Below are 19,712 nucleotides of genomic sequence, written 5' to 3' on the forward strand. Positions count from 1 at the left end.
CCTCCGGATGGTCAGGCGTCGGCCGGGCCGGGCGGCGGTGCCTGCTGCGCCGCCGCGGCGCCTGTTCCGCCCGCCCCCGCGGAGCCGCCCGTGCCGCCCGCTGCAGAGTCACCATAGGCGGGTGCGGGGTCGATCTGCTCACGGCTCACGCGCCTGCGGAACACCCAGTAGCTCCACGCCTGGTAGGCCACGACGATCGGCAGGAAGACCACGGCCACCCAGGAGATCACCGTGAGCGCGTAGGGAGCCGAGGACGCGGAGGCCACGGTCAGATCGAACGCGGGGTCGGTGGTCGAGGGCAGCACGGCCGGATACAGCGCCCCGAACAGGGTGACGGCCGTCGCGCCGATCGCGGCCATCGTCGCGGCGAACGACCACCCTTCGCGCCCGGCCGCGGCCAGCCGCGCGCCGACGGGCAGCGCCGCCGCGGCCGCCGCGGCGACGGGCAGCGTCCACCCGGCGCCGTACGCGTACTGCGTCCACGCCAGGAACACGGCGCCCGCCGGGACCGCGACCGCCGACGCGCGCAGTGCGGCGGTGCGGGCGCGTGTCCGCACGGGACCGGAGGTCTTGAGGGTCAGGAAGACCGCGCCGTGCAGCGTGAACAGGGCCAGCGTGGTCAGCCCGCCCAGGAGCGCATACGGGTTGAGCAGGTCCGGCACGGTGCCGGTGACGATGCCGTCGGCGTCCATCGGAACGCCGCGCACGATGTTGCCGAAGACCACGCCCCACAGCACCGCAGGGACCGTGCTGCCGGCGACGATCGCCCGGTCCCACCAGGCGCGCCACCGGTCGGTGTCGCCTTTGCCGCGGTATTCGAAGGCGACGCCGCGCACGATCAGCGCGAGCAGGATGAGCAGCAGAGGCAGGTAGAAACCGCTGAACGTCGAGGCGTACCAGGCGGGGAACGCGGCGAACATCGCCCCGGCCGCGGTGATCAGCCAGACCTCGTTGCCGTCCCACACCGGGCCGATCGCGTTGATCATGACCCGCCGGTCGGTGTCGTCCCGCCCGATGAACGGCAGCAGGACGCCCACGCCGAAATCGAAGCCTTCGAGGACGAAGTAGCCGGTCCACAGGACGGCGATGGCGATGAACCAGATGTCGGGCAGTTCCATGGTCGTCGCTCCTAATAGACGAAGGCCGGAACGGGCGCGTCGGAGTCCGGTTCGTCCTCGTCCTCCCGGTCGGGGACCACGTGCGAGGGGCCGGCCTTGATATAGCGCCACAGCAGTGCTCCCTCGACGACCGCCAGTACGCCGTAGACCAGGGTGAACAGGGTGAGCGAGAACGCGACCTGGCCGAGGCCGACGCCGGGGGAGACACTGGCGGCGGTGAGCAGCTCACCGTGCACGGTCCAGGGCTGGCGGCCCATTTCGGTGAGGATCCAGCCCAGGATGTTGGCGGCCAGGGCGCTGGGCAGTGCGAGCACGGCCGCGTAGTAGAACCAGCCGCCGCGGGGCAGCCGGCGCTTCCGGGTGAGCCACAGCCCTAGGGCGGAGACGGCGACCGCGGCCATGCCCAGCCCGATCATCAGGCGGAACGACCAGTACAGGACGAACACGTCGGGGACGTAGTCGCCCTGGCCGTAGAGTTCCGTGTATTGCTCCTGCAGGTCGTTCATGCCCTGCACGGTGCCGTCGACGGTGCCGGTGGCCAGGAAGCTGAGCACGTGCGGCACGTTCACGTCGATGACGTTGAGCCGCTCGTCGGTGTCGCCCACGGCGAAGGTGGAGAAGGGCGCGCCCTCTTCGGTCTCCCAGTGGGCCTCGGCTGCGGCCAGCTTCATCGGCTCGTAGGCGGCGGCCAGTTTGGCCTGGTGGTCTCCGGAATAGACGGCCAGTACACCGGCGATCAGCGTGACGACCATGCCCGCCCGCAGCGTCGTGCGGAACAGCTCCCGTTCGCGTCCGGCCGGGGTTCCGGCGGCGGGCGCTTCGTCCTGCGCGCCGTCCGCGGGCCGCTCTCGGCGCGAGCTCCACAGCTTGTAGGCGCTGACCGCCGCGACGAACATGCCGGCGGTGATGAAGGCCGCCGCGACCACGTGCAGGTAGGTCGACCAGGCTTGGGTGTTGCTCAGCACGGCCCAGATGTCGGTGAGCCGGGCCTGCCCGGTCTCGGGGTCGCGGGTGAAGCCGACGGGGTGCCGCATCCAGGCGTTGGCCGCGAGGATGAAGTAGGCGGAGAGGTTGGTGCCGATGGCCGCGGCCCAGATGCAGGCCAGGTGGACGCGGCGGGGCAGCCGGTCCCAGCCGAAGATCCACAGCCCGATGAACGTCGACTCCAGGAAGAAGGCCAGCAGCGCCTCCATGGCCAGGGGAGCGCCGAACACGTCGCCGACGAAGCGGGAGTACTCGCTCCAGTTCATCCCGAACTGGAACTCCTGGACGATGCCGGTCACCACGCCCATGGCGAAGTTGATCAGGAAGAGCTTGCCGAAGAACTTCGTCGCGCGCAGGTAGCGGTATTTGCCGGTGCGGTACCAGGCGGTCTGCAGCGAGGCGACGATGACCGAGAGGCCGATCGTCAGCGGTACGAACAGGAAGTGGTAGATGGTCGTGATGCCGAACTGCCACCGTGCGAGATCGAGAGCCTCCATGCCCGCCTCTCCCAGCGTCCTTCGGTAGACGGCCAGTAGTACTACAAGACGTAGTTCTACAAACTGTAGTGCTACTAGGCGTCGTAGTCGACCGGTGGGGGAGAGGCGCACATCACCGGATCCGGCCCGATGCGCACCGGACGGCGCCCCGACGCCGTGCGCCCGCCCGCCGCCGGACCGCCGGCAGCGGGCGGGCGCGCTCCGCCCCGCAGCGCCCTCTACTCGGGTTCGGCGCCGCGCTCGCGCAGCATCTTCTCCATCAGGTCGATCTCGCTCCGCTGCGCTTCCGACATCCCCGCGGCGAAATCGGCCACCATCGCCTTGCTGCTCAGGTCCGCGCCGGCGTCGGCCATGTCGATGCCGCCCTCGTGGTGGTCGATCATCAGCTGCAGGAAGAGGATCTCGGCCTGCTCGCCCTCGGCCTCGCGGAGGTCGGTCATCTCCGACTCCGACGCCATGCCGGCCATCCGCCCGGTCGCGTCGTCGCCCGATCCCTCGCCGCCCTGGCCGCCGCCGTGCCCGCCGTGGCCCTCCATCCAGGCCATGGCCGGCTGCGCGCCGCGAGCGGGAAGGTCCCACTGCACCAGCCACCCCTGCATCCGCCCGATCTGCTCCTGCTGGGCGCGCAGGATGTCGGTGGCCAGGGTCCGCAGCAGGCGGTCGTCGGCCTCCTCCAGCACGATCAGCGACATATCCACCGCTTGGGAGTGGTGCACGCTCATATCGCGCAGGAACCCCGCCTCGGGCGAACTGTCGATCGGCTGGGCGGGACGCCCGGCCAGGTAGCCGCCCAGCAGCGCGACGACGACGAGCGGCACCGCGATCAGCAGCGGAACCGAACGCCTCCGGCGAGCGGGTTCGGAGCCGTCGCCCTCGGCCCGGGTATGGTCGTCCGCCGTCTGTGTCATATGCTCTTCGCCACCCATGGGAACCATTCTGACGGTGCGGGCGTTCGGAATGGCGCACCGGACTATGAGCGTAGCGGTGCACGACGCGTGACGACCCACCCTGGAGAGGCACAGTGGCCAAGAACGCATCCGAACGCCGACGTAAGGCCGAAGAGCGCCGCAAGGAGCGCGAACGCGCGGAACGCCGTGCCCGGATCCTGCGTGTGACCGCGTTCGCGGGCGCCGGAGTGCTGTTCGCCGGGATGGTCGGGTTCGGTATCTGGGTCGCCTACGAGCGCGGTGCCGGAGACGCCGCCGCCAGCGTCGAGGCGTCCGACATCGAGAACCTGCAGACCTACGACGGACTGACCAACCAGCACGTCGCCCAGCCCGTCGACTACGAGATGACCCCGCCCGCCGGCGGCGACCACCACGCCGTCTGGCAGAACTGCGGCGTCTACGGCGCTCCGATTTCGAGCCTGAACGCGGTCCACTCGCTGGAGCACGGCGCGGTCTGGATCACCTACTCCCCGGATCTGGCCGATGAGCAGGTGGAGGAACTGGAGTCCCTCTACAGTCAGGGCAGCTACATCATCGTCAGCCCGTACGACGAGCAGGACATGCCGGCCCCGATCGTGGCCAGCGCCTGGGGCAACCAGATCGAGGTGCAGTCGCCCGGCGACGAGCGGCTCTCCCAGTTCCTGCGCTCCTTCGAGCGCAGCCCCGACGTCCCCGAGCCCGGTGCGGCCTGCACTCAGGGCCTCGACCTCAACGCCCAGGAGCTGGAGGAAGCCGGCGGGATCGAAGCCCTCGGCCAGGGCATGCAGCGCTGATCCGCCGGTACGGCCGGGGCGGCGGCGACCCCGGCCGCACCGGGGATCCTCCGCCGGCGGTCTACAGCTCGCCCGAGGGCAGCGCGGGGATCTCGGCGGAGACCAGGCCGCTGATCTCCACCAGGCCTTCGGCCGGGGCGCCGTACGAGGGCGGGAGGATCATCTCGACGTAGGCTTCGCGGCCGACGGCGGTGTACACGTCGGGTTCCTCGGGCAGCCAGGCGATCCCGTCGACCACCGTCAGTTCGGAGTCGGGGCGCAGCTGCCCGGGGCGCCCCACACCGCAGCGGAGCGCGATCGGAGGATCGCCCCACGCCGCCGCATAGGGGGTATCGGGCCGCACCTCGACCCGGTCCCGGTCGAACAAGCGCTCAGGGGCCCGGTCCACCAAGGCGCGGCACATCTCTTCGACCGCCGCGTCCGGCGAGGGCTCCGGCATCTCGACAGTCCGGGCCGAGCAGCCCGCGAGCACGCCTGCGGCGGTGAGCGCGGCCAGTCCCGCTGCGGCACGTCGCACCGTCCCCGCCCTTCGGACCTCGGATCCGCCCCGTGTGAAACCGTGCCCGGTCGCCGTCAGATGTTGACGATCGGGCAGGTGAGCGTGCGGGCGATGCCGTCGAGCCGCTGGATGCGCGCGACCACCATGCGCCCCAGCGCGTCGACGTCCTCCGCCTGCGCGCGCACGACCACATCATAGGGCCCGGTGACGTCCTCGGCCTGAGTGACCCCGTCGATCGCCGCGATCTCGCGGGCGACGTCGGCCGCCCGGCCCGCCTCGGTCTGGACCAGCACGTACGCCTGCACCATGGAACCTCCGTCTGCTCGTCTTCGCCCGGCCGTGCCGATCCCCGCAGGGGCTCGGCCGGTCCCGCGCCGCCGTGTCCCCGTGCGGGATCGCACGTGTGGTGCCGCAGGGTCTAGACCACTGGCGCCGAGGCGTCACCGTATCCTGAGAGCTGTGTGGAGCACCATTGGGGAACTGGGCGAATTCGGCCTGATCGAGCGCGTGACGGCGAGATTCCCGGGAACGGGCGATGTAATCCTCGGTCCCGGAGACGATGCGGCGATCGTGGCCGCATCCGACGGGAGGGTCGTGGCCACGACCGATCTTCTGGTCGAGAACCGGCATTTCCGCCGGGACTGGTCGTCGGCCGAGGACGTCGGACGCAAGGCCGCTGCCCAGAACATCGCCGACATCGCCGCCATGGGTGCGCGCCCCACGGCTCTGCTCGTCGGGTTCGCCGGGCCGCCGGAGCTTCCGGTGGCCTGGGCCGAGGAGCTCTCGGAAGGCCTGCGCGCCGAGTGCGCCGCCGCCGGGGCCGCCGTGGTCGGCGGCGACACGGTCGCGGCCGGCGAGATCACCCTGGCGGTCACCGCGCTGGGCGATCTGGGCGGTCATCCGGCCGTCCGCCGCGACGGCGCTCTGCCGGGAGACGTCGTCGCCGTCTGCGGCCGCCTCGGGATGTCCGCGGCCGGCTTCGCGCTGCTGGAAGCCGGGGTGCACGACGCGGACGACGCCGAACGGGCTCTGGCCGGCCGCGCCCCGGAACGCGGCGCCGGCAGCGGATCCGGAACGGCCGGACCGGACGCGGCCCGCTCTTCGGCCGGGGAGGCCCCCGACTGGCCGGACTGCCTGAATGAGCACCGCAGGCCCCGCCCGCCCTACACCGACGGTCCCGGCGCCGCGCGCCTGGGTGCCCGCGCGATGCTCGACATCAGCGACGGCCTGGTCCAGGACCTCGGCCACATCGCCCGGGCCGGCGGCGTTCGGATCGACCTCGACTCCGCGGACCTCGTGCCCGAATCCGCCCTGTGCGAGGCGGCGGCGCTGCTGCGCGAACTGGGCCGCACCGACCGCACGGCCCGCGAGCACATGCTCTTCGGCGGCGAGGACCACGCCCTCGCGGCCGCCTTCCCGCCCGAGGCCGAGCTGCCCCCGCAGTGGTGCCCGATCGGTACGGTGGCCGCCCCCGGGGCGGACGGGCCCCGGGTCACCGTCGACGGCGCCGCCGCGGACGCACGGGGATGGGAGCATTTCCGGTGACGACCGCCGGGCTCCCGGCGCCGGCACCGGAATCCGGAACCGGAAACCCGGCGCGGCCCGAAATCACCGAAGCCGTGTCACCGGTCGCGTACGGGAGGTTACGATGTCGGCTTCGGACGCCGATTCACGCTAAGCTCTGCCTGTTTCTTCAGTCTGCACCGGAACGGGGTCACCGTGCGGCTACGTGGGAGGGACGACCGGTCCCGGTCGGGACCGCCGGAACCGCGCCAGGACATATCCGAGCGCATGCGGTCCGCCCGCCGCGATCCGCTCGACCGTCCGCAGCGCGGCCTGCACCGCTCCGAACCCGCGGACAAGACCCGCCTGGCCGCTGTCGGCTATTTCCTGGGCAGCACCGTCCCACGGCACGTCCAGCCGCCCCGCCTGCTCAACGTGGCGCTGATCTCCGGCGTCACGTTGGCGCTCACCCTCTTCGGCTACAGCACGACCCAGATCTACCTGCGCTTCAGCGAACCGCCGGCCGCGCAGCAGGCCGGTCCCACGAGCCCCGACACGAGCGAGCGCCTCGACCCCAGCGCAGAGCCCGGGACGCGGGAGAGCGAGGAGGACGCAGCCGAGATGGTCAGCGTCGTCTCCTACGAGGCGGTGGAGGCCTCGGGAACCGGGTTCACGGGTGAGGTGACCGTCACCAACACCGGATCGGCCGCGCTGGAGGACTGGGAACTCGCACTGGAGTTCGCCGAGGCGCGGGTGACCTCGGTGGCCGACGCCGAGTGGCGGGCCACCGAGAACGGCGTCGTCGCCAGTGAACCCGCCGGTGCCGGCGGTCTGGCGCCCGGCGACTCCGTGACGTTGAACTTCAGGGCCGAAGGACGCGCTCAGAATCCCGTATCGTGTTCGCTCAACGGCAACCCGTGCGACTGGGCCGGAGCGGATTCGGCCGCGCGAAGCTGAGGTCGCGGGCGCGGCGGCGGATCAGCCGGGACCCGCCCGGGCCGCGGACGGGAACCGTCGACGGCGGCCCGCCGGAGGGGTGCACACGCCGAAAAGCGCCACGGTCCGAAACCGTGGCGCTCATGGACGCCGTGGATCGCGGAAGGGCTCCGCGGTCAGCGATCGACCTTGCCGGCCTTGATGCAAGAGGTGCACACCTGCATGCGCTTGGGCGTACCGCCCACGCGGGTGCGCACGGTCTGGATGTTGGGGTTCCAGCGGCGGCGGGTGCGGCGGTGCGAGTGGGAAACACTGTTACCGAACCCTGGTCCCTTGCCGCAGACGTCGCAGACGGAAGCCACGGTAACTCCATTCAAGCGCTCGGACCCGCACCCGCTGACGCGGTGCGGACAACCCGAGAGAGGTCTGATGAACAGGTCGGCGCGGCGCGCCAACCGTCGGAGCGTACACGACGACCTGCAGCGACTTCCAATCGCGGAATCGCTGCAAGGCGCAGGTGTGCACACGGGAAACGGGCCGCCGGAGAGTCCGGCCCCGGCCGGGAACCCGGCGCGGACGCCGCGTGTCCGCAGACCACTATACCGGCTCCGTTCGACCCGCAAGACCGCACCGGATCGCGTGCGCACCCTCCCGTCGTCGGCGCCGGGGTGTAGAAACGCCCTAACGTGTCCGCACAGGCGAGCCGCCACCGGGGAGAAGGGGAGATCCCGAGTGATCGACTGGGACGAGCCGCTGCGTACGCCCCTCGGCGCCAAGACCGCCAAGAAGCTCGCCGACGAACTCGGCCTGCATACCGTGGGCGGGCTGCTGCGCTACTACCCGCGCCGCTACGCCACCCGAGGCGAACTCACCGACCTGTCCTCGCTGGCCGAAGGCGAACAGGTCACGGTCGTCGCCGAAGTGCACTCGGTGCACAAGCGCGACCTGCGCCGGGGCCCCGGCGGCAAGCCGCGCAGCCTGCTCGAAGCCGTGATCACCGACGGCACGGGCCGGCTCACCCTCGCGTTCTTCGCCAAAGTCGGCTACCACCAGCGCGAACTGGTCACCGGGCGGCGCGGCATGTTCGCCGGCCGCGTCTCCGCCTACCGCGGGAAGCAGCAGCTGGCCCACCCGGTCTACGAGATGCTGCCCGAGGACTCCGCCTCCGACGAGCGCGCCCGCGAGTTCGCCGAACGCCCACTCCCCATCTACCCGGCCACCAAGGACCTGCCGTCGATGACGATCGCCCGGTGTGTCGGCCCGGTCCTGGACCAGGCCCGCGAGGCCGGGCTGGCCGACCCGCTGCCGGAGGACCTGCGCTCGCGCCACCGCCTGCTCGGCCTGACCGAGGCACTGGAGCGCATCCACCGCCCCGTCGACTCCGACGACATTCCCCCCGCCCGCCTCCGTCTGAAGTGGGACGAGGCGTTCGTGCTGCAGGCGGCCCTCGCGCGGCGCCGCCGCGAGGCCGCCGAGGTCGCCGCCGTGCCGCGGCCGGGGGATGCGGGCGGGCTGCTCCAGGCGTTCGACGCCGCACTGCCCTTCGAACTCACCGAGGGCCAGCGCGAGGTCGGCTCCGCCGTCGCCGAGAGCCTGGCCTCCGCCCACCCCATGCACCGGCTGCTGCAGGGCGACGTCGGCGCCGGGAAGACGCTGGTCGCGCTGCGGGCCATGCTGCAGGTCGTCGACTCCGGCGGCCAGGCCGTCCTACTGGCCCCCACCGAGGTGCTGGCCCAGCAGCACCACCGCTCCATCACCGGGATGCTGGGCCCTCTGGCCCGCGCGGGCCGGCTCGACGGCGCCGAGAACGCGACGAAGGTCGCCCTGCTCACCGGGTCGCAGGGCGCCGCCGCCCGCCGCCAGGGCCTGCTGGACGCCGCCTCCGGCGACGCGGGGATCGTCGTGGGCACACACGCGCTGCTGCAGGAGCACGTCTCCTTCGCCGACCTCGGATTCATCGTCGTCGACGAACAGCACCGCTTCGGCGTCGAGCAGCGCGACGCCCTGCGCGAGAAGTCGGCCGAAGGCCGCCCCCACGTGCTTGTGATGACTGCCACGCCCATCCCGCGCACGGTCGCCATGACCGTCTACGGCGACCTCGACGTGGTGGCGCTGAACCAGCTGCCCTCCGGCCGCGCGCCGGTGTCCACCCACGTGGTGCCGGCGGCGGAGAAGCCCCGCTTCCTGGAGCGCGCCTGGGAGCGGATCCGTGAGGAGGCCGCGCAGCGGCGCCAGGTCTACGTGGTCTGCCCCCGCATCGGCGACGGCGACGGCGACGGGCAGGCGGGCGAAGCCCCGGCCGCCGGCGACGGCGGGTCCCCGGGGGCCGAGGCGGACGGCGAGGAGGGCGCGCGGCGCGCCCCGTCGGCGGTGACCGAGGTCGCATCCGAGCTCGCCGCGGGTCCGCTGGCCGGGCTGACCGTCGAGGCGCTGCACGGCCGCCTCGCTCCCGAGGAGAAGGACGCCGCGATGCGCCGCTTCGCCGACGGGCGGATCGACGTGCTCGTGGCCACGACCGTGATCGAGGTGGGTGTGGACGTGCCCACCGCCACGGCCATGGTGATCATGGACGCCGACCGGTTCGGCGTCTCCCAGCTGCACCAGCTGCGCGGCCGCGTGGGACGCGGCGGCCTTCCGGGACTGTGTCTTCTGGTGACCGAGGCCGAGGCCGGCACTCCGGCGCGCGAGCGGCTGGACGCGGTGGCCGCGACCACCGACGGCTTCGAACTCTCCCGTGTCGACCTGGAGCAGCGCCGCGAGGGCGACGTCCTGGGCGGCGCCCAGTCCGGGCGGCGGTCGTCGCTGCGCATGCTCGCCCTGCTGCGCGACGAGGAGCTGATCGGCCGGGCCCGCGAGGAGGCCGCCCGCTACATCGACGAGGATCCCGAGCTGGCGGCCCACCCGCAGCTGGCCGCGGCCCTGGAGGAGCTGCTCACCGAAGACCGGGCGGAGTACCTGGAGAAGACGTAGGACGGACGTGGCGGGGCCCGGACGGCAGCCACCGGGCGGTCCGCGGAGTGCGCCTGAAGCACCGCCGCGGGCGGCGGACTCCGGAACCCGTCCCGCCGCGCTACCGTGACCGGCATGAGCCGCATCATCGCCGGCGCCGCCCGCGGCCGCCGAATCGCCGTTCCCGGCGGCCGCAACACCCGGCCCACCAGCGACCGCGCCCGTGAGGCGCTGTTCGCTTCGGCGCTGTCGGATCTGGGCACGTTCGAGGGGGCGCGGGTGCTCGACCTCTACGCGGGTTCGGGGGCGATCGGGCTGGAGGCGCTTTCGCGCGGCGCCGAGCATGCGCTGCTGGTGGAGTACGACCGCAAGGCGGTCGCCACCCTGCGGTCCAACATCGCCGCGCTGGGGCTGCCCGGTGCGCGTGTAGCGGCGGGGCGGGTGCTCCGGGTTCTGCAGGAGGGCCCCCGCGACGGCGCCTACGACGTCGCTGTGGCCGATCCGCCCTACGCCGCGGACGACGGCGAGATCGCGTCGGTGCTGGAAGGGCTGCGCGCCGGCGCGTGGCTGCGGCCGGGTGCGCTGGTGGTGGTCGAGCGCGCCAGCCGCGGCGGCGATTTGGCCTGGCCCGAGGGGTACACGCCGGACCGGGTCCGCCGATACGGGGAGGCCGCCCTTTGGTACGGTCACGCAGCAAGCCGTCCCGGCCTGCGCTGAGCACCGCGGTCCGCGTTCCGCGGGGCCGTTCGCGGCGGTACCCCATGCACGTCGAGAGGAACGATCCAGTGCGTCGCGTCGTCTGCCCCGGATCCTTCGATCCGGTCACCAACGGACACATCGACATCATCGGGCGTGCCGCGCGGCAGTACGACGAGGTGGTGACCGCGGTGCTGACCAACGTCAACAAGCGCGGCCTGTTCAGCGTCGACGAGAAAGTCGCGATGCTGCGCGAGTGCACCGCCGATGTGAGCAACGTGACCATCTCCCAGTTCAGCGGGCTGCTGGTGGACTTCTGCCGCGACAACGACATCGGCGCGATCATCCGCAGCCTGCGCTCGGTCAGCGACTTCGACTACGAGCTGCAGATCGCCCAGATGAACTACCGCCTCTCGGGAGTGGAGACGATGTTCATGACGGCCAACCCGCAGTACTCGTTCCTCAGCTCCAGCCTCGTGCGCGAGATCGCCCAGTACGGCGGCGACGTCAGTAGCCTGGTCACGCCGCACGTCGAGCAGCGGCTGCGCGACAAGTACACGGGCGGCGACTCCGCCTGAGGGCCGCCCGGCCCGGATCGGCGACGGATTTGGGACGGGTCTGCGGGCGTAGCTATACTGGCTGATCGGCTACGTCTTCGTTCCGAGCGTGGCCGTTCTTCCTTGTTCACGGTTGTCCGCGGTTGTCCGCGGTTGTCCAAGGGAGTCCCACCGTCCGAGAGGCCGTTGCGACGGTCGCCGAACCGCCGTTTCCCGTGCGGACGCGGCTACTGCTGAAAGCGCGATCACTCTGTCTCGTCTAGACGCCCGAGCCCCTCTGGTGGTCGATACCCGGCCGCTGGGGCGCCAGCCCGGCTCCATGCGGACCGTGCAGCGGTCCGCGCCAGCACCCGCGCAGCTCGCGACTGCCATGGCGCGCGTGCCCGAGGGCGCGCCGATCGAGCTCGACCTGCGGCTTGAGGCCGTGATGGAGGGTGTTCTCGTCACCGGCAGTGCCGAAACCGGCTACGAGGCCGAGTGCTCCCGGTGCCTGGATCCGATCCAGGGCACACTGGAGGCGCCGTTCCAGGAGCTGTTCCGCTACCCCGGCGAGGACGGCCTGGGCCCCCAGGACACGGACACCGAAGACGAAGAAGAGGACTACTATCTAGAGGGCGAACTTCTCGACCTCGAACAGGTGGTGCGCGACGCGGTCGTGCTCGCGCTGCCGCTGTCGCCGCTGTGCCGGGAGGACTGTCCCGGGCTGTGCGCGGAATGCGGGGAGAAGCTCGCCGAGGCCGGGCCCGAGCACGGTCACGGCGAGGGCATCGACCCCCGCTGGGAGGCGCTGCGGAACCTCGGCGAGGAGTTCGGCGACCGTTGACGACCCCTGCTTCGCGGGGCGCCTCGTTCACGCCTCCGGGCGGAGGCGGACCGCCGGAGCACCGCGGTGCACCCCGCTGTCGCGGGGCGCGCCCATGCCAGTAACGCTCCCGCGACCGCGCGGGATGACCCAGGAGGATTGACGTGGCTGTCCCGAAGCAGAAGAAGTCGCGGAGCAACACGCGCAAGCGCCGTTCCCAGTGGAAGGCCGCGCGTCCGGTGCTGGTCACCTGCCCGCGCTGCCGCGACCACAAGCTCCCGCACACCGCGTGCCCGTCGTGCGGCACCTACAACAACCGCCAGGTCCTCGACGTCTGAGGTTCCCGGCCGGTTACGAGCCGAAGCCGCGGATGCGCGGACCCGGGCGGCGGCGCGGAGACCAGCGCGTCCCCGCGAACGCCCGGCCCGGGTCCCGCCCCGGTTCCGGTGATCCGCGACAATCGAACACGACCGCGCCGGTTCGGGCTTATCCCGAGGCCGTGGTGGCCGCCGGGCAGGGGCAGCGCCTCTCCGCGACGCTCACCTCGCCCTCGAGCGTCCCTGATCGGCTTTGTCGAGCGCAGCCGCGCGCGTGACCGCGCGCCTGGGCCGAGCGAGGATCAGGAGTGTGAACGTCGGTGGCCACACAACTCAACGCGGCCGAGGCCCGCGAGATCTACCGTGCGATCGGGGTCGAGCTCGACGCGAAAGTACTGGCGCGGGCGCTGACGCACCGCTCCTACGCCTACGAGAAGGGCGGTCTGCCCACCAACGAGCGCCTGGAGTTCCTGGGCGACTCCGTGCTGGGGCTGATCGTCACCGACACGCTCTTCCGCGAACACCCCGACCTGCCCGAGGGCCAGCTCGCCAAACTGCGGGCGGCCGTGGTGAACATGCGGGCGCTCGCCGACGTCGCGCGTGAGCTGGGGCTGGGCGAGTACATCCGGTTGGGCCGCGGCGAGGAGGGCACCGGCGGGCGCGACAAGTCCTCCATCCTCGCCGACACGCTGGAGGCCGTCATCGGCGCGGTCTACCTCGACCGCGGGCTCGACGTCGTCTCCGACTTCGTGCACCGGCTGTTCGACCCCCTCATCGCCACCGCCTCCGGTCTGGGCGCGGGGCTGGACTGGAAGACCTCCCTGCAGGAGCTCACCGCCTCGGAGATGCTCGGCGTCCCCGAGTACCACGTCGAGGAGAGCGGCCCCGACCACCAGAAGACCTTCCGCGCCACCGTGCGCGTGGCCGGCGACGACTACGGCCTGGGCGAGGGCCGCAGCAAGAAGGAAGCCGAGCAGCAGGCGGCCGAGTCGGCCTGGAAGGCCATCCGCGCTTCGGCGGCGCGCGCGGCCGAAGCCGCCGACACCGCCGAGGCGGCCGGGGACGCCGACGCCTCCGACGAGGACTGAGCCGGCCGTGCCCGAACTTCCCGAGGTCGAGGTCGTCCGCGCCGGTCTGGAGCACTGGGTGCGCGGCCGCACCGTCGATGGCGTGGCGGTGCTGCACCCCCGCTCGGTGCGTCGGCACGCCGCCGGAGCCGACGACTTCTCGGCGCGGCTGGACCGGTGCACCGTCGCCGGCGCGCGCCGCCGCGGAAAGTACCTGTGGCTGGAGTTGGACTCCGGCGACGCGCTCCTGGCCCACCTGGGCATGAGCGGACAGCTGCTGGTGCAGCCGCGCGAGCGCGCGGCCGAGCGCCACCAGCGGGTGTGCATCGGACTGGGCCCGGCCGAACGCGAGCTGCGCTTCGTCGACCAGCGCACCTTCGGCCATCTCATGGTCGATCCGCTGATCGACGACGCCCGGGGGGACTCGGCCGGCGTGCCTGCGGCGATCGGCCACATCGCGCCGGACCCCATCGACCCCGCGTTCGACGACGAGGCGTTCGCCGCCCTGCTGCGGCGCAAGCGCACCGAGGTCAAGCGCGCGCTGCTGGATCAATCCGCGATCAGCGGGGTAGGCAACATCTACGCGGACGAGGCGCTGTGGCGTGCGGGGCTGCACTGGGCGCGGCCCACGGAGAACCTGCGCCGCCGGCAGGTCGGCGCTCTGCTGGAGCACGTGCGCGACGTGCTGCGCGAGGCGCTGGCGGCGGGCGGCACCTCGTTCGACAGCCTGTATGTCAACGTCAACGGCGAAAGCGGGTACTTCGAGCGCGGTCTGAAGGCCTACGGGCGCAGCGGGCAGCCCTGTGAGCGCTGCGGGGCGCCGATCCGGCGCGAGGCTTTCATGAACCGCTCGTCCTACAGCTGTCCGCGCTGCCAGCGGGCGCCGCGCCGCTGAGTGCGGACCCCGCGCCCCGTATACGCGAAACCGGGAGGACGAGCCCGTGGGAGGCGAGACACACGACCGGGCACGGCTGCTGGCGTGGGTGCGCGGCCGTGTGCAAGGGGTCGGATTCCGCTGGTGGGTGCGCGCCCGCGCGCTGGAGCTGGGGTTGACCGGTGCCGCGACCAACCTCCGCGACGGCAGGGTCGAGGTGGTGGCCGAGGGGCCCGGCGACGACTGCCGGCGGCTCCTCGACCTGCTGCGCGGCGGCGACACCCCCGGGGAGGTGGCGGGGGTCGTCGAGAGATGGGAGAATCCCAGGGGCACCTTCTCCGGGTTCACCGAGCGGTGAGTATCCTTGGGAGAGGCGACGCGATCCGCGGGCACCCGTCCCGGCGCCGGAAGCGGCGGTCGGGATGCGCGCACGGGAGTGCCCGTTTTCGAGGATCACGCGTCGCGGCATGTCTGATTACAGCGCGTAACCAACTGTTTCGTACAACCTTGACCAGCAACACCCGCGGTGAGACTCTGGAAAGTAGACCGCGCGCCTTTCCTACCCGGGGCAGCCGAGCAGTACGGGCGCTCCCGAGGCTCATACGGGCGTGAATCGAAGCTGGTCACTCAGTGTGGAGGACCCACATCATGGCGAAGGCTCTGTTTGGCCACGTCGGAGGTCCTGATCCTCAGATGGTTCAGGAAATGCGGCGGCTGCAGAAACGAGTAAGTGACCTCGAAGACGAGATCAGTCGGCTTCAGGCGCGAAACGACCAGCTCTCGGCGGCTGTGACCGAAGCCGCTGTCCCCGCGACCGACCGCGAGCCCGCGCTCGCCTGAAGCCCCGCGACCCGCGGACACGACTCAGGGGCGCCACTGTCGGTACCGGCGCCCCTCAGCGGGGCGCAGGGGGAGCGATTCCCCCGCGAACCGACGAACGAACCCGTCGACGACGCGTTTCCCGGTTCCCGGAACCACTCGGGATCCCCGTCGTCCGATCCCGGCGGACGCGCCCGTCGGCCCGTCGGGCCGAGGAGCGCCCACCCGGTCGGCCCGGGAAGCACCGAAGGCGACACGCTCCGTCGCCTGCCGACCGGAGACCGCTACCGCACCCGGCGCCGCTCTCCGCCGCCTGAAACCGCCGCGCGGTCACCCGCCGGCGTCTCGAAGGCGGCGCTCGGCGCCGCCCGTCGTCCGCGCCCGGCCCACCCGCGCGCCCGCCGCCCCGGCGGCACGGGGCGCCCTCGGGTGGGCGGTGTGGTCGGCGAAGGCGCGCGATCAGGGCGGTTACGCAGACGCGGCCCCCCGGTCCGTGGCACTCTTGATCCCCGAGCCGCACCGAGGCGGCATGCGGACACCGGCGTAAGGGGGGCCAGTGGCGTGTATCTGAAGAGCCTCACGCTGCGCGGCTTCAAATCCTTCGCCTCGGCCACCACACTGCGGCTCGAACCCGGGATCACCACGGTCGTGGGCCCCAACGGCTCCGGAAAGTCCAACGTCGTCGACGCGCTCGCCTGGGTCATGGGCGAGCAGGGCGCCAAGTCGCTGCGCGGCGGCAAAATGGACGACGTGATCTTCGCGGGTACGTCGTCCCGCCCCGCCCTGGGCCGCGCCGAGGTGAGCCTGACCGTCGACAACCACGACGGCGCACTTCCCATCGACTACACCGAGGTCACCATCAAGCGGACCATGTTCCGCAACGGCGGCTCGGAGTACTCCCTCAACGGCGACACCTGCCGGCTGCTGGACATCCAGGAGCTGCTCAGCGACTCCGGCATCGGCCGGGAGATGCACGTCATCGTCGGCCAGGGCCAGCTCGACACGGTCCTGCACGCCGGACCCGAGGAGCGCCGCGGCCTCATCGAGGAGGCCGCCGGCATCCTCAAGCACCGCAAGCGCAAGGAGAAGGCGCTGCGCAAGCTCGACGCGATGCAGGGCAACCTCGATCGCGTCACCGATCTCACCTCCGAACTGCGCCGCCAGCTCAAACCGCTGGGCAAGCAGGCCGAACTCGCCCGGCGCGCCGCGGTCATCCAAGCCGACCTGCGCGACGCCCGACTGCGCCTGCTCGCCGACGACATCGTCACCCTGCGCGAGGCGCTGGAGAAGGAGGAGGCCGACGAAGCGGCCGTGCGCACCCGCCGGGAGGCCGCCGAGAAAGCTCTGGCCGACGCGCAAGCGCGCGAGACCGAGCTGGACACCGCGGTGAGCGAGGCGGCACCCGCGGTGTCCCGCCTGCAGGACACCTACCACGGCCTCTCCCGGCTCAAGGAGCGCCTCAGCGCCGTGGCGTCGCTGGCCGCCGAGCGCCACCGCAACCTCGCCGCCGAACCGCAGGAGGAGCGGTCCGGGCGCGACCCCGACGAGCTGGAGCGCGAGGCCGAAGAGGCCCGCGCCCAGGAAGAGGAGCTGCAGTACCGGCTCGACGACGCCCGCGAGAACCTTGAGAGCGCCGTGGCCGAGCGGACCGCCGCCGAGGAGGCGCTCAAGACCGAGGAGGAGCGCGTGGCGGCCGCCGCCCGCGCCGCCGCCGACCGCCGCGAGGGCCTGGCCAAGCTCCGCGGCCGGGTGGATGCGCTGCGCAGCAGGCTGGCCGCGAGCGAAGCCGAAGTCGAGCGGCTCGACACCGCGGCCGTCGAGGCGCGCGAGCGCGCCGAGGCCGCCCGGGCCGAGTACGACCGCGCCCAAGCCGAGTCGGACGGGCTCGACGAGGGCGACGCCGAGCTCGACACCGAGCAGGAATCGGCCAAGCGGCGCTTGGACGCCATGGACGCCCGGCTCAACGAGCTGCGCGAGACCGAGCGCACCGCCGAGCGGGAACGCGCCGCGCTCGCGGCCCGCAAGGAAGCCCTGGAAAGCGGCCTCACCCGCAAGGACGGCGCCGCAGCGCTGCTGGCGGCCCAGGAGCGCCTGCCCGGGCTCACCGGATCGGTCGCCGCGCTGATCGAGGTCGAGTCCGGCCACGAGACGGCGGTCGCCGCCGCCTTCGGAGCCGCGTCCGAGGCCGTGGCCGCCGATGACGCCGACACCGCCCGGGCCGCCGTCGAACTCCTCAAGAACGAGGACGGCGGGCGCGCGAGCGTGGTGGTGGCCGGCGGCGGAACGGGTGCCGCGCCGCGCGCGCACTGGCCGTCGCTGCCCAGCGGGATGCGCTACGCCGCCGACGCCGTGACCGCGCCCGAGCGCCTGGAACCGGCGGTCGGCGCGCTGCTGGAGCGCGTGGTGCTGGTCGCCGACGCCGACCGGGCCCGCGACCTGCTGACGGCACAGCCCGACCTGCGCGCCGTCACCGCCGACGGCGACCTCTACAGCGCCGGACTGGTGCAGGGCGGATCGGCCACGGCTCCCAGCCTGCTGGAGGCGCAGGCGGCCGTCGACGAGGCCGCCGAGCGGCTGGACGCCGCGACGGTCGCGGCCGAGGACGCCGCCGAGCGGCTGGACGCCGCCAAGAGCGAGCGCACCGAACTCGCCGCCGTTCTGGAAGAGGTCACCGCCCGCCGGCGGGCCGCCGACAAGCAGCGCAACGACACCGCCCAGCAGCTGGGCAAACTCGGCGGGCAGGCCCGCGCGGCCGAGGCCGAGGTCGAACGCTACACGTCGGCCGCGGCCAAGGCCGCCACCGCCCGGCAGAGCGACCTGGACGACCTCGCCGGCCTGGAGGAGCGGCTGGCCGAGGCCGAGGCGCAGCCCGCCGACGAGGGCGAACCCGACACCGGGCACCGCGACGGACTCGCCGAACGCGCCAGTACCGCCCGCGCCACCGAGACCGAGACCCGCCTGGCCGTGCGCACCGCCGAGGAACGGGTGCGTTCGATCGCGGGACGCGCCGACGGGCTGCTGCGCTCGGCCGAAGCCGAACGCGACGCCCGCCGCAAGGACGCCGAGCGCCGTGCCCGCCGGCGCAGCCAGTCGCGCGTGGCCGAGTCCGTCGCCGACGCGGCCGACCGCGCCCTGGAGCGGATCGAGTCCTCTCTTGCCGACGCCGACGCCCAGCGCAAGCAGGCCGAGGAGGAGCGCGCCGCCCGCGACGCCGAACTCAAGACCGTGCGGGCGCGGGTGCGCGAACTGTCGGTGGAGCTGGAGAAGCTCGTCAACACCGTCCACGGCAGCGAGGTCGCCCGCGCCGAGCGCAAGCTGCGCCTGGAGCAGTTGGAGACCAAGGCCGTCGACGAGATGGGCGTCGAGGTCGCGGTGCTCGTCGAGGAATACGGGCCCCGTGTACCGGTCCCGCCGCCCGCCGATGCCGAAGAGGACGAGGCGGTGGCCGTGCCCTACGTCCGCGAGGTCCAGGAGAAGCGCGCCCGGTCCGCCGAGAAGCAGCTCAACCAGCTCGGCAAGATCAACCCGCTGGCACTGGAGGAGTACGCCGCGCTGGAGGAGCGCCACGCCTTCCTCAACGCCCAACTGGAGGACCTGAAGAAGACCAAGCGGGACCTGCTGGACGTGGTGGAGCAGGTCGACGCGCGGGTGCAGGAGGTGTTCTCCGGCGCCTTCGCCGACGTCCAGCGCGAGTTCGCCCAGATCTTCGGCCGCCTCTTCCCCGGCGGCGAGGGCAAGCTCGTGCTCAACGAACCCACCGACATGCTCGGCACCGGCGTCGAAGTCGAAGCCCGCCCGCCGGGCAAGAAGGTCAAGCGGCTGTCGCTGCTGTCCGGCGGCGAACGGTCCCTGACGGCGGTGGCCTTCCTCGCCGCGATCTTCAAGGCCCGGCCGTCGCCGTTCTACGTCATGGACGAGGTCGAAGCGGCGCTGGACGACACGAACCTGCAGCGACTGCTGGTGATCTTCGACGAGCTGCGGGAAGCCTCGCAGCTCATCGTCATCACCCACCAGAAGCGCACCATGGAGGCGGCCGACGCCCTCTACGGCGTGACCATGCACAACGACGGCATCTCCCAGGTCATCAGCCAGAAACTGGACCGGTCGGCTCCGGGCCCGTGACGCGCGCCCGCGCGTGCGGCCGCCGGACGCGGCACACGGCACGCGGCGAGCGGCGAGCGGCCGACTTGGCAGGCGCGGCGGATGCGTGTGACGAACGCCGCGCCGTTTCCGTATCCGTGCAGGTCACGGTGTCCACCGTCCCCCGCCCGCGGATGAGCGGCGCGCAGCGGCTAAAGTGGACACGGTGCTCTGCGGTGCGAATCCGCAGGGCAACGGCACCGCGCGAGCGAAGTCCGGTGCGGGACCGCCCCT

19 protein-coding genes are annotated in these 19,712 nt (G+C 72.4%); 13 read left to right on the plus strand and 6 right to left on the minus strand.

Annotated features, from left to right (window positions below):
* Positions 1–11: 11 nt before the first annotated feature.
* The 3 genes from cydB to HNR25_RS16675 all read right to left on the minus strand — a co-directional run bounded on the left by cydB (position 12) and on the right by HNR25_RS16675 (position 3,507).
* Complete coding sequence (gene cydB, locus HNR25_RS16665; protein WP_184636541.1) at positions 12–1,118, minus strand: cytochrome d ubiquinol oxidase subunit II; 1,107 nt, start codon at positions 1,116–1,118, stop codon at positions 12–14.
* A gap of 11 nt (positions 1,119–1,129) precedes the next feature.
* Complete coding sequence (locus tag HNR25_RS16670; RefSeq protein WP_184636543.1) at positions 1,130–2,599, minus strand: cytochrome ubiquinol oxidase subunit I; 1,470 nt, start codon at positions 2,597–2,599, stop codon at positions 1,130–1,132.
* A gap of 218 nt (positions 2,600–2,817) precedes the next feature.
* The gene (locus tag HNR25_RS16675; RefSeq protein WP_246463701.1) at positions 2,818–3,507 is read right to left on the minus strand and encodes a DUF305 domain-containing protein; all 690 of its coding nucleotides are present in this window, start codon (positions 3,505–3,507) and stop codon (positions 2,818–2,820) included.
* A 113-nt stretch (positions 3,508–3,620) separates the two neighbouring features.
* Here HNR25_RS16675 and HNR25_RS26005 point away from each other — a divergent pair, with 113 nt between their 5' ends.
* Positions 3,621–4,319, plus strand: a complete 699-nt coding sequence (locus HNR25_RS26005; protein ID WP_184636547.1) for a thioredoxin-like domain-containing protein — start codon at positions 3,621–3,623, stop codon at positions 4,317–4,319.
* 61 nt (positions 4,320–4,380) lie between these two features.
* Here the strand turns inward: HNR25_RS26005 and HNR25_RS16685 are convergent, their stop codons facing one another.
* Complete coding sequence (locus tag HNR25_RS16685) at positions 4,381–4,836, minus strand: DUF3515 domain-containing protein (RefSeq protein ID WP_184636549.1); 456 nt, start codon at positions 4,834–4,836, stop codon at positions 4,381–4,383.
* Positions 4,837–4,892: 56 nt separating this feature from the next.
* Entirely contained in the window at positions 4,893–5,126 is a 234-nt protein-coding gene (locus tag HNR25_RS16690; protein WP_184636551.1) for an Lrp/AsnC family transcriptional regulator, read from the minus strand.
* 151 nt (positions 5,127–5,277) lie between these two features.
* On the opposite strand from HNR25_RS16690, the gene HNR25_RS16695 reads away from it, so the two are divergent.
* Entirely contained in the window at positions 5,278–6,363 is a 1,086-nt protein-coding gene (locus HNR25_RS16695) for a thiamine-phosphate kinase (RefSeq protein ID WP_312862579.1), read from the plus strand.
* Between the two features lie 246 nt (positions 6,364–6,609).
* On the plus strand, positions 6,610–7,278 hold the full coding sequence (locus HNR25_RS16700; RefSeq protein WP_184636555.1) for a cellulose binding domain-containing protein: 669 nt from the start codon (positions 6,610–6,612) through the stop codon (positions 7,276–7,278).
* A gap of 155 nt (positions 7,279–7,433) precedes the next feature.
* Here the strand turns inward: HNR25_RS16700 and rpmB are convergent, their stop codons facing one another.
* Positions 7,434–7,619 carry a 50S ribosomal protein L28 gene (gene rpmB / locus HNR25_RS16705; RefSeq protein WP_184636557.1) on the minus strand — a complete coding sequence of 62 codons (186 nt, stop codon included), beginning with the start codon at positions 7,617–7,619 and terminating at the stop codon, positions 7,434–7,436.
* Between the two features lie 370 nt (positions 7,620–7,989).
* On the opposite strand from rpmB, the gene recG reads away from it, so the two are divergent.
* The 10 genes from recG (at position 7,990) to smc (ending at position 19,460) form a co-directional block, all read left to right on the plus strand.
* Positions 7,990–10,227 (plus strand): ATP-dependent DNA helicase RecG, encoded by a 2,238-nt coding sequence (recG, locus tag HNR25_RS16710; protein WP_184636559.1) that lies wholly within the window; start codon positions 7,990–7,992, stop codon positions 10,225–10,227.
* A gap of 114 nt (positions 10,228–10,341) precedes the next feature.
* The gene (rsmD, locus tag HNR25_RS16715; RefSeq protein WP_184636561.1) at positions 10,342–10,923 is read left to right on the plus strand and encodes a 16S rRNA (guanine(966)-N(2))-methyltransferase RsmD; all 582 of its coding nucleotides are present in this window, start codon (positions 10,342–10,344) and stop codon (positions 10,921–10,923) included.
* A 68-nt stretch (positions 10,924–10,991) separates the two neighbouring features.
* Positions 10,992–11,480, plus strand: coding sequence for a pantetheine-phosphate adenylyltransferase (gene coaD, locus HNR25_RS16720; protein ID WP_312862580.1), 489 nt, complete (start codon positions 10,992–10,994; stop codon positions 11,478–11,480).
* Positions 11,481–11,703: 223 nt separating this feature from the next.
* Positions 11,704–12,282, plus strand: coding sequence for a YceD family protein (locus HNR25_RS16725; protein WP_312862736.1), 579 nt, complete (start codon positions 11,704–11,706; stop codon positions 12,280–12,282).
* 143 nt (positions 12,283–12,425) lie between these two features.
* Positions 12,426–12,599, plus strand: coding sequence for a 50S ribosomal protein L32 (gene rpmF, locus HNR25_RS16730; protein WP_184636565.1), 174 nt, complete (start codon positions 12,426–12,428; stop codon positions 12,597–12,599).
* A 299-nt stretch (positions 12,600–12,898) separates the two neighbouring features.
* A complete protein-coding gene (gene rnc / locus HNR25_RS16735) occupies positions 12,899–13,666 on the plus strand; it encodes a ribonuclease III (RefSeq protein ID WP_184636567.1) in 768 nt (255 codons plus the stop codon).
* A gap of 7 nt (positions 13,667–13,673) precedes the next feature.
* Positions 13,674–14,540, plus strand: coding sequence for a bifunctional DNA-formamidopyrimidine glycosylase/DNA-(apurinic or apyrimidinic site) lyase (gene mutM / locus HNR25_RS16740; RefSeq protein WP_184636569.1), 867 nt, complete (start codon positions 13,674–13,676; stop codon positions 14,538–14,540).
* Between the two features lie 46 nt (positions 14,541–14,586).
* Positions 14,587–14,877 carry an acylphosphatase gene (locus HNR25_RS16745; RefSeq protein WP_184636571.1) on the plus strand — a complete coding sequence of 97 codons (291 nt, stop codon included), beginning with the start codon at positions 14,587–14,589 and terminating at the stop codon, positions 14,875–14,877.
* 290 nt (positions 14,878–15,167) lie between these two features.
* Positions 15,168–15,359, plus strand: a complete 192-nt coding sequence (locus HNR25_RS16750; protein WP_184636573.1) for a hypothetical protein — start codon at positions 15,168–15,170, stop codon at positions 15,357–15,359.
* Positions 15,360–15,899: 540 nt separating this feature from the next.
* Positions 15,900–19,460 carry a chromosome segregation protein SMC gene (gene smc / locus HNR25_RS16755; protein WP_184636575.1) on the plus strand — a complete coding sequence of 1,187 codons (3,561 nt, stop codon included), beginning with the start codon at positions 15,900–15,902 and terminating at the stop codon, positions 19,458–19,460.
* The last annotated feature ends 252 nt before the right edge of the window (positions 19,461–19,712 follow it).

The organism is Streptomonospora salina (assembly GCF_014204715.1).
In the GTDB taxonomy this organism is placed as follows: Bacteria; Actinomycetota; Actinomycetes; order Streptosporangiales; family Streptosporangiaceae; genus Streptomonospora; species Streptomonospora salina.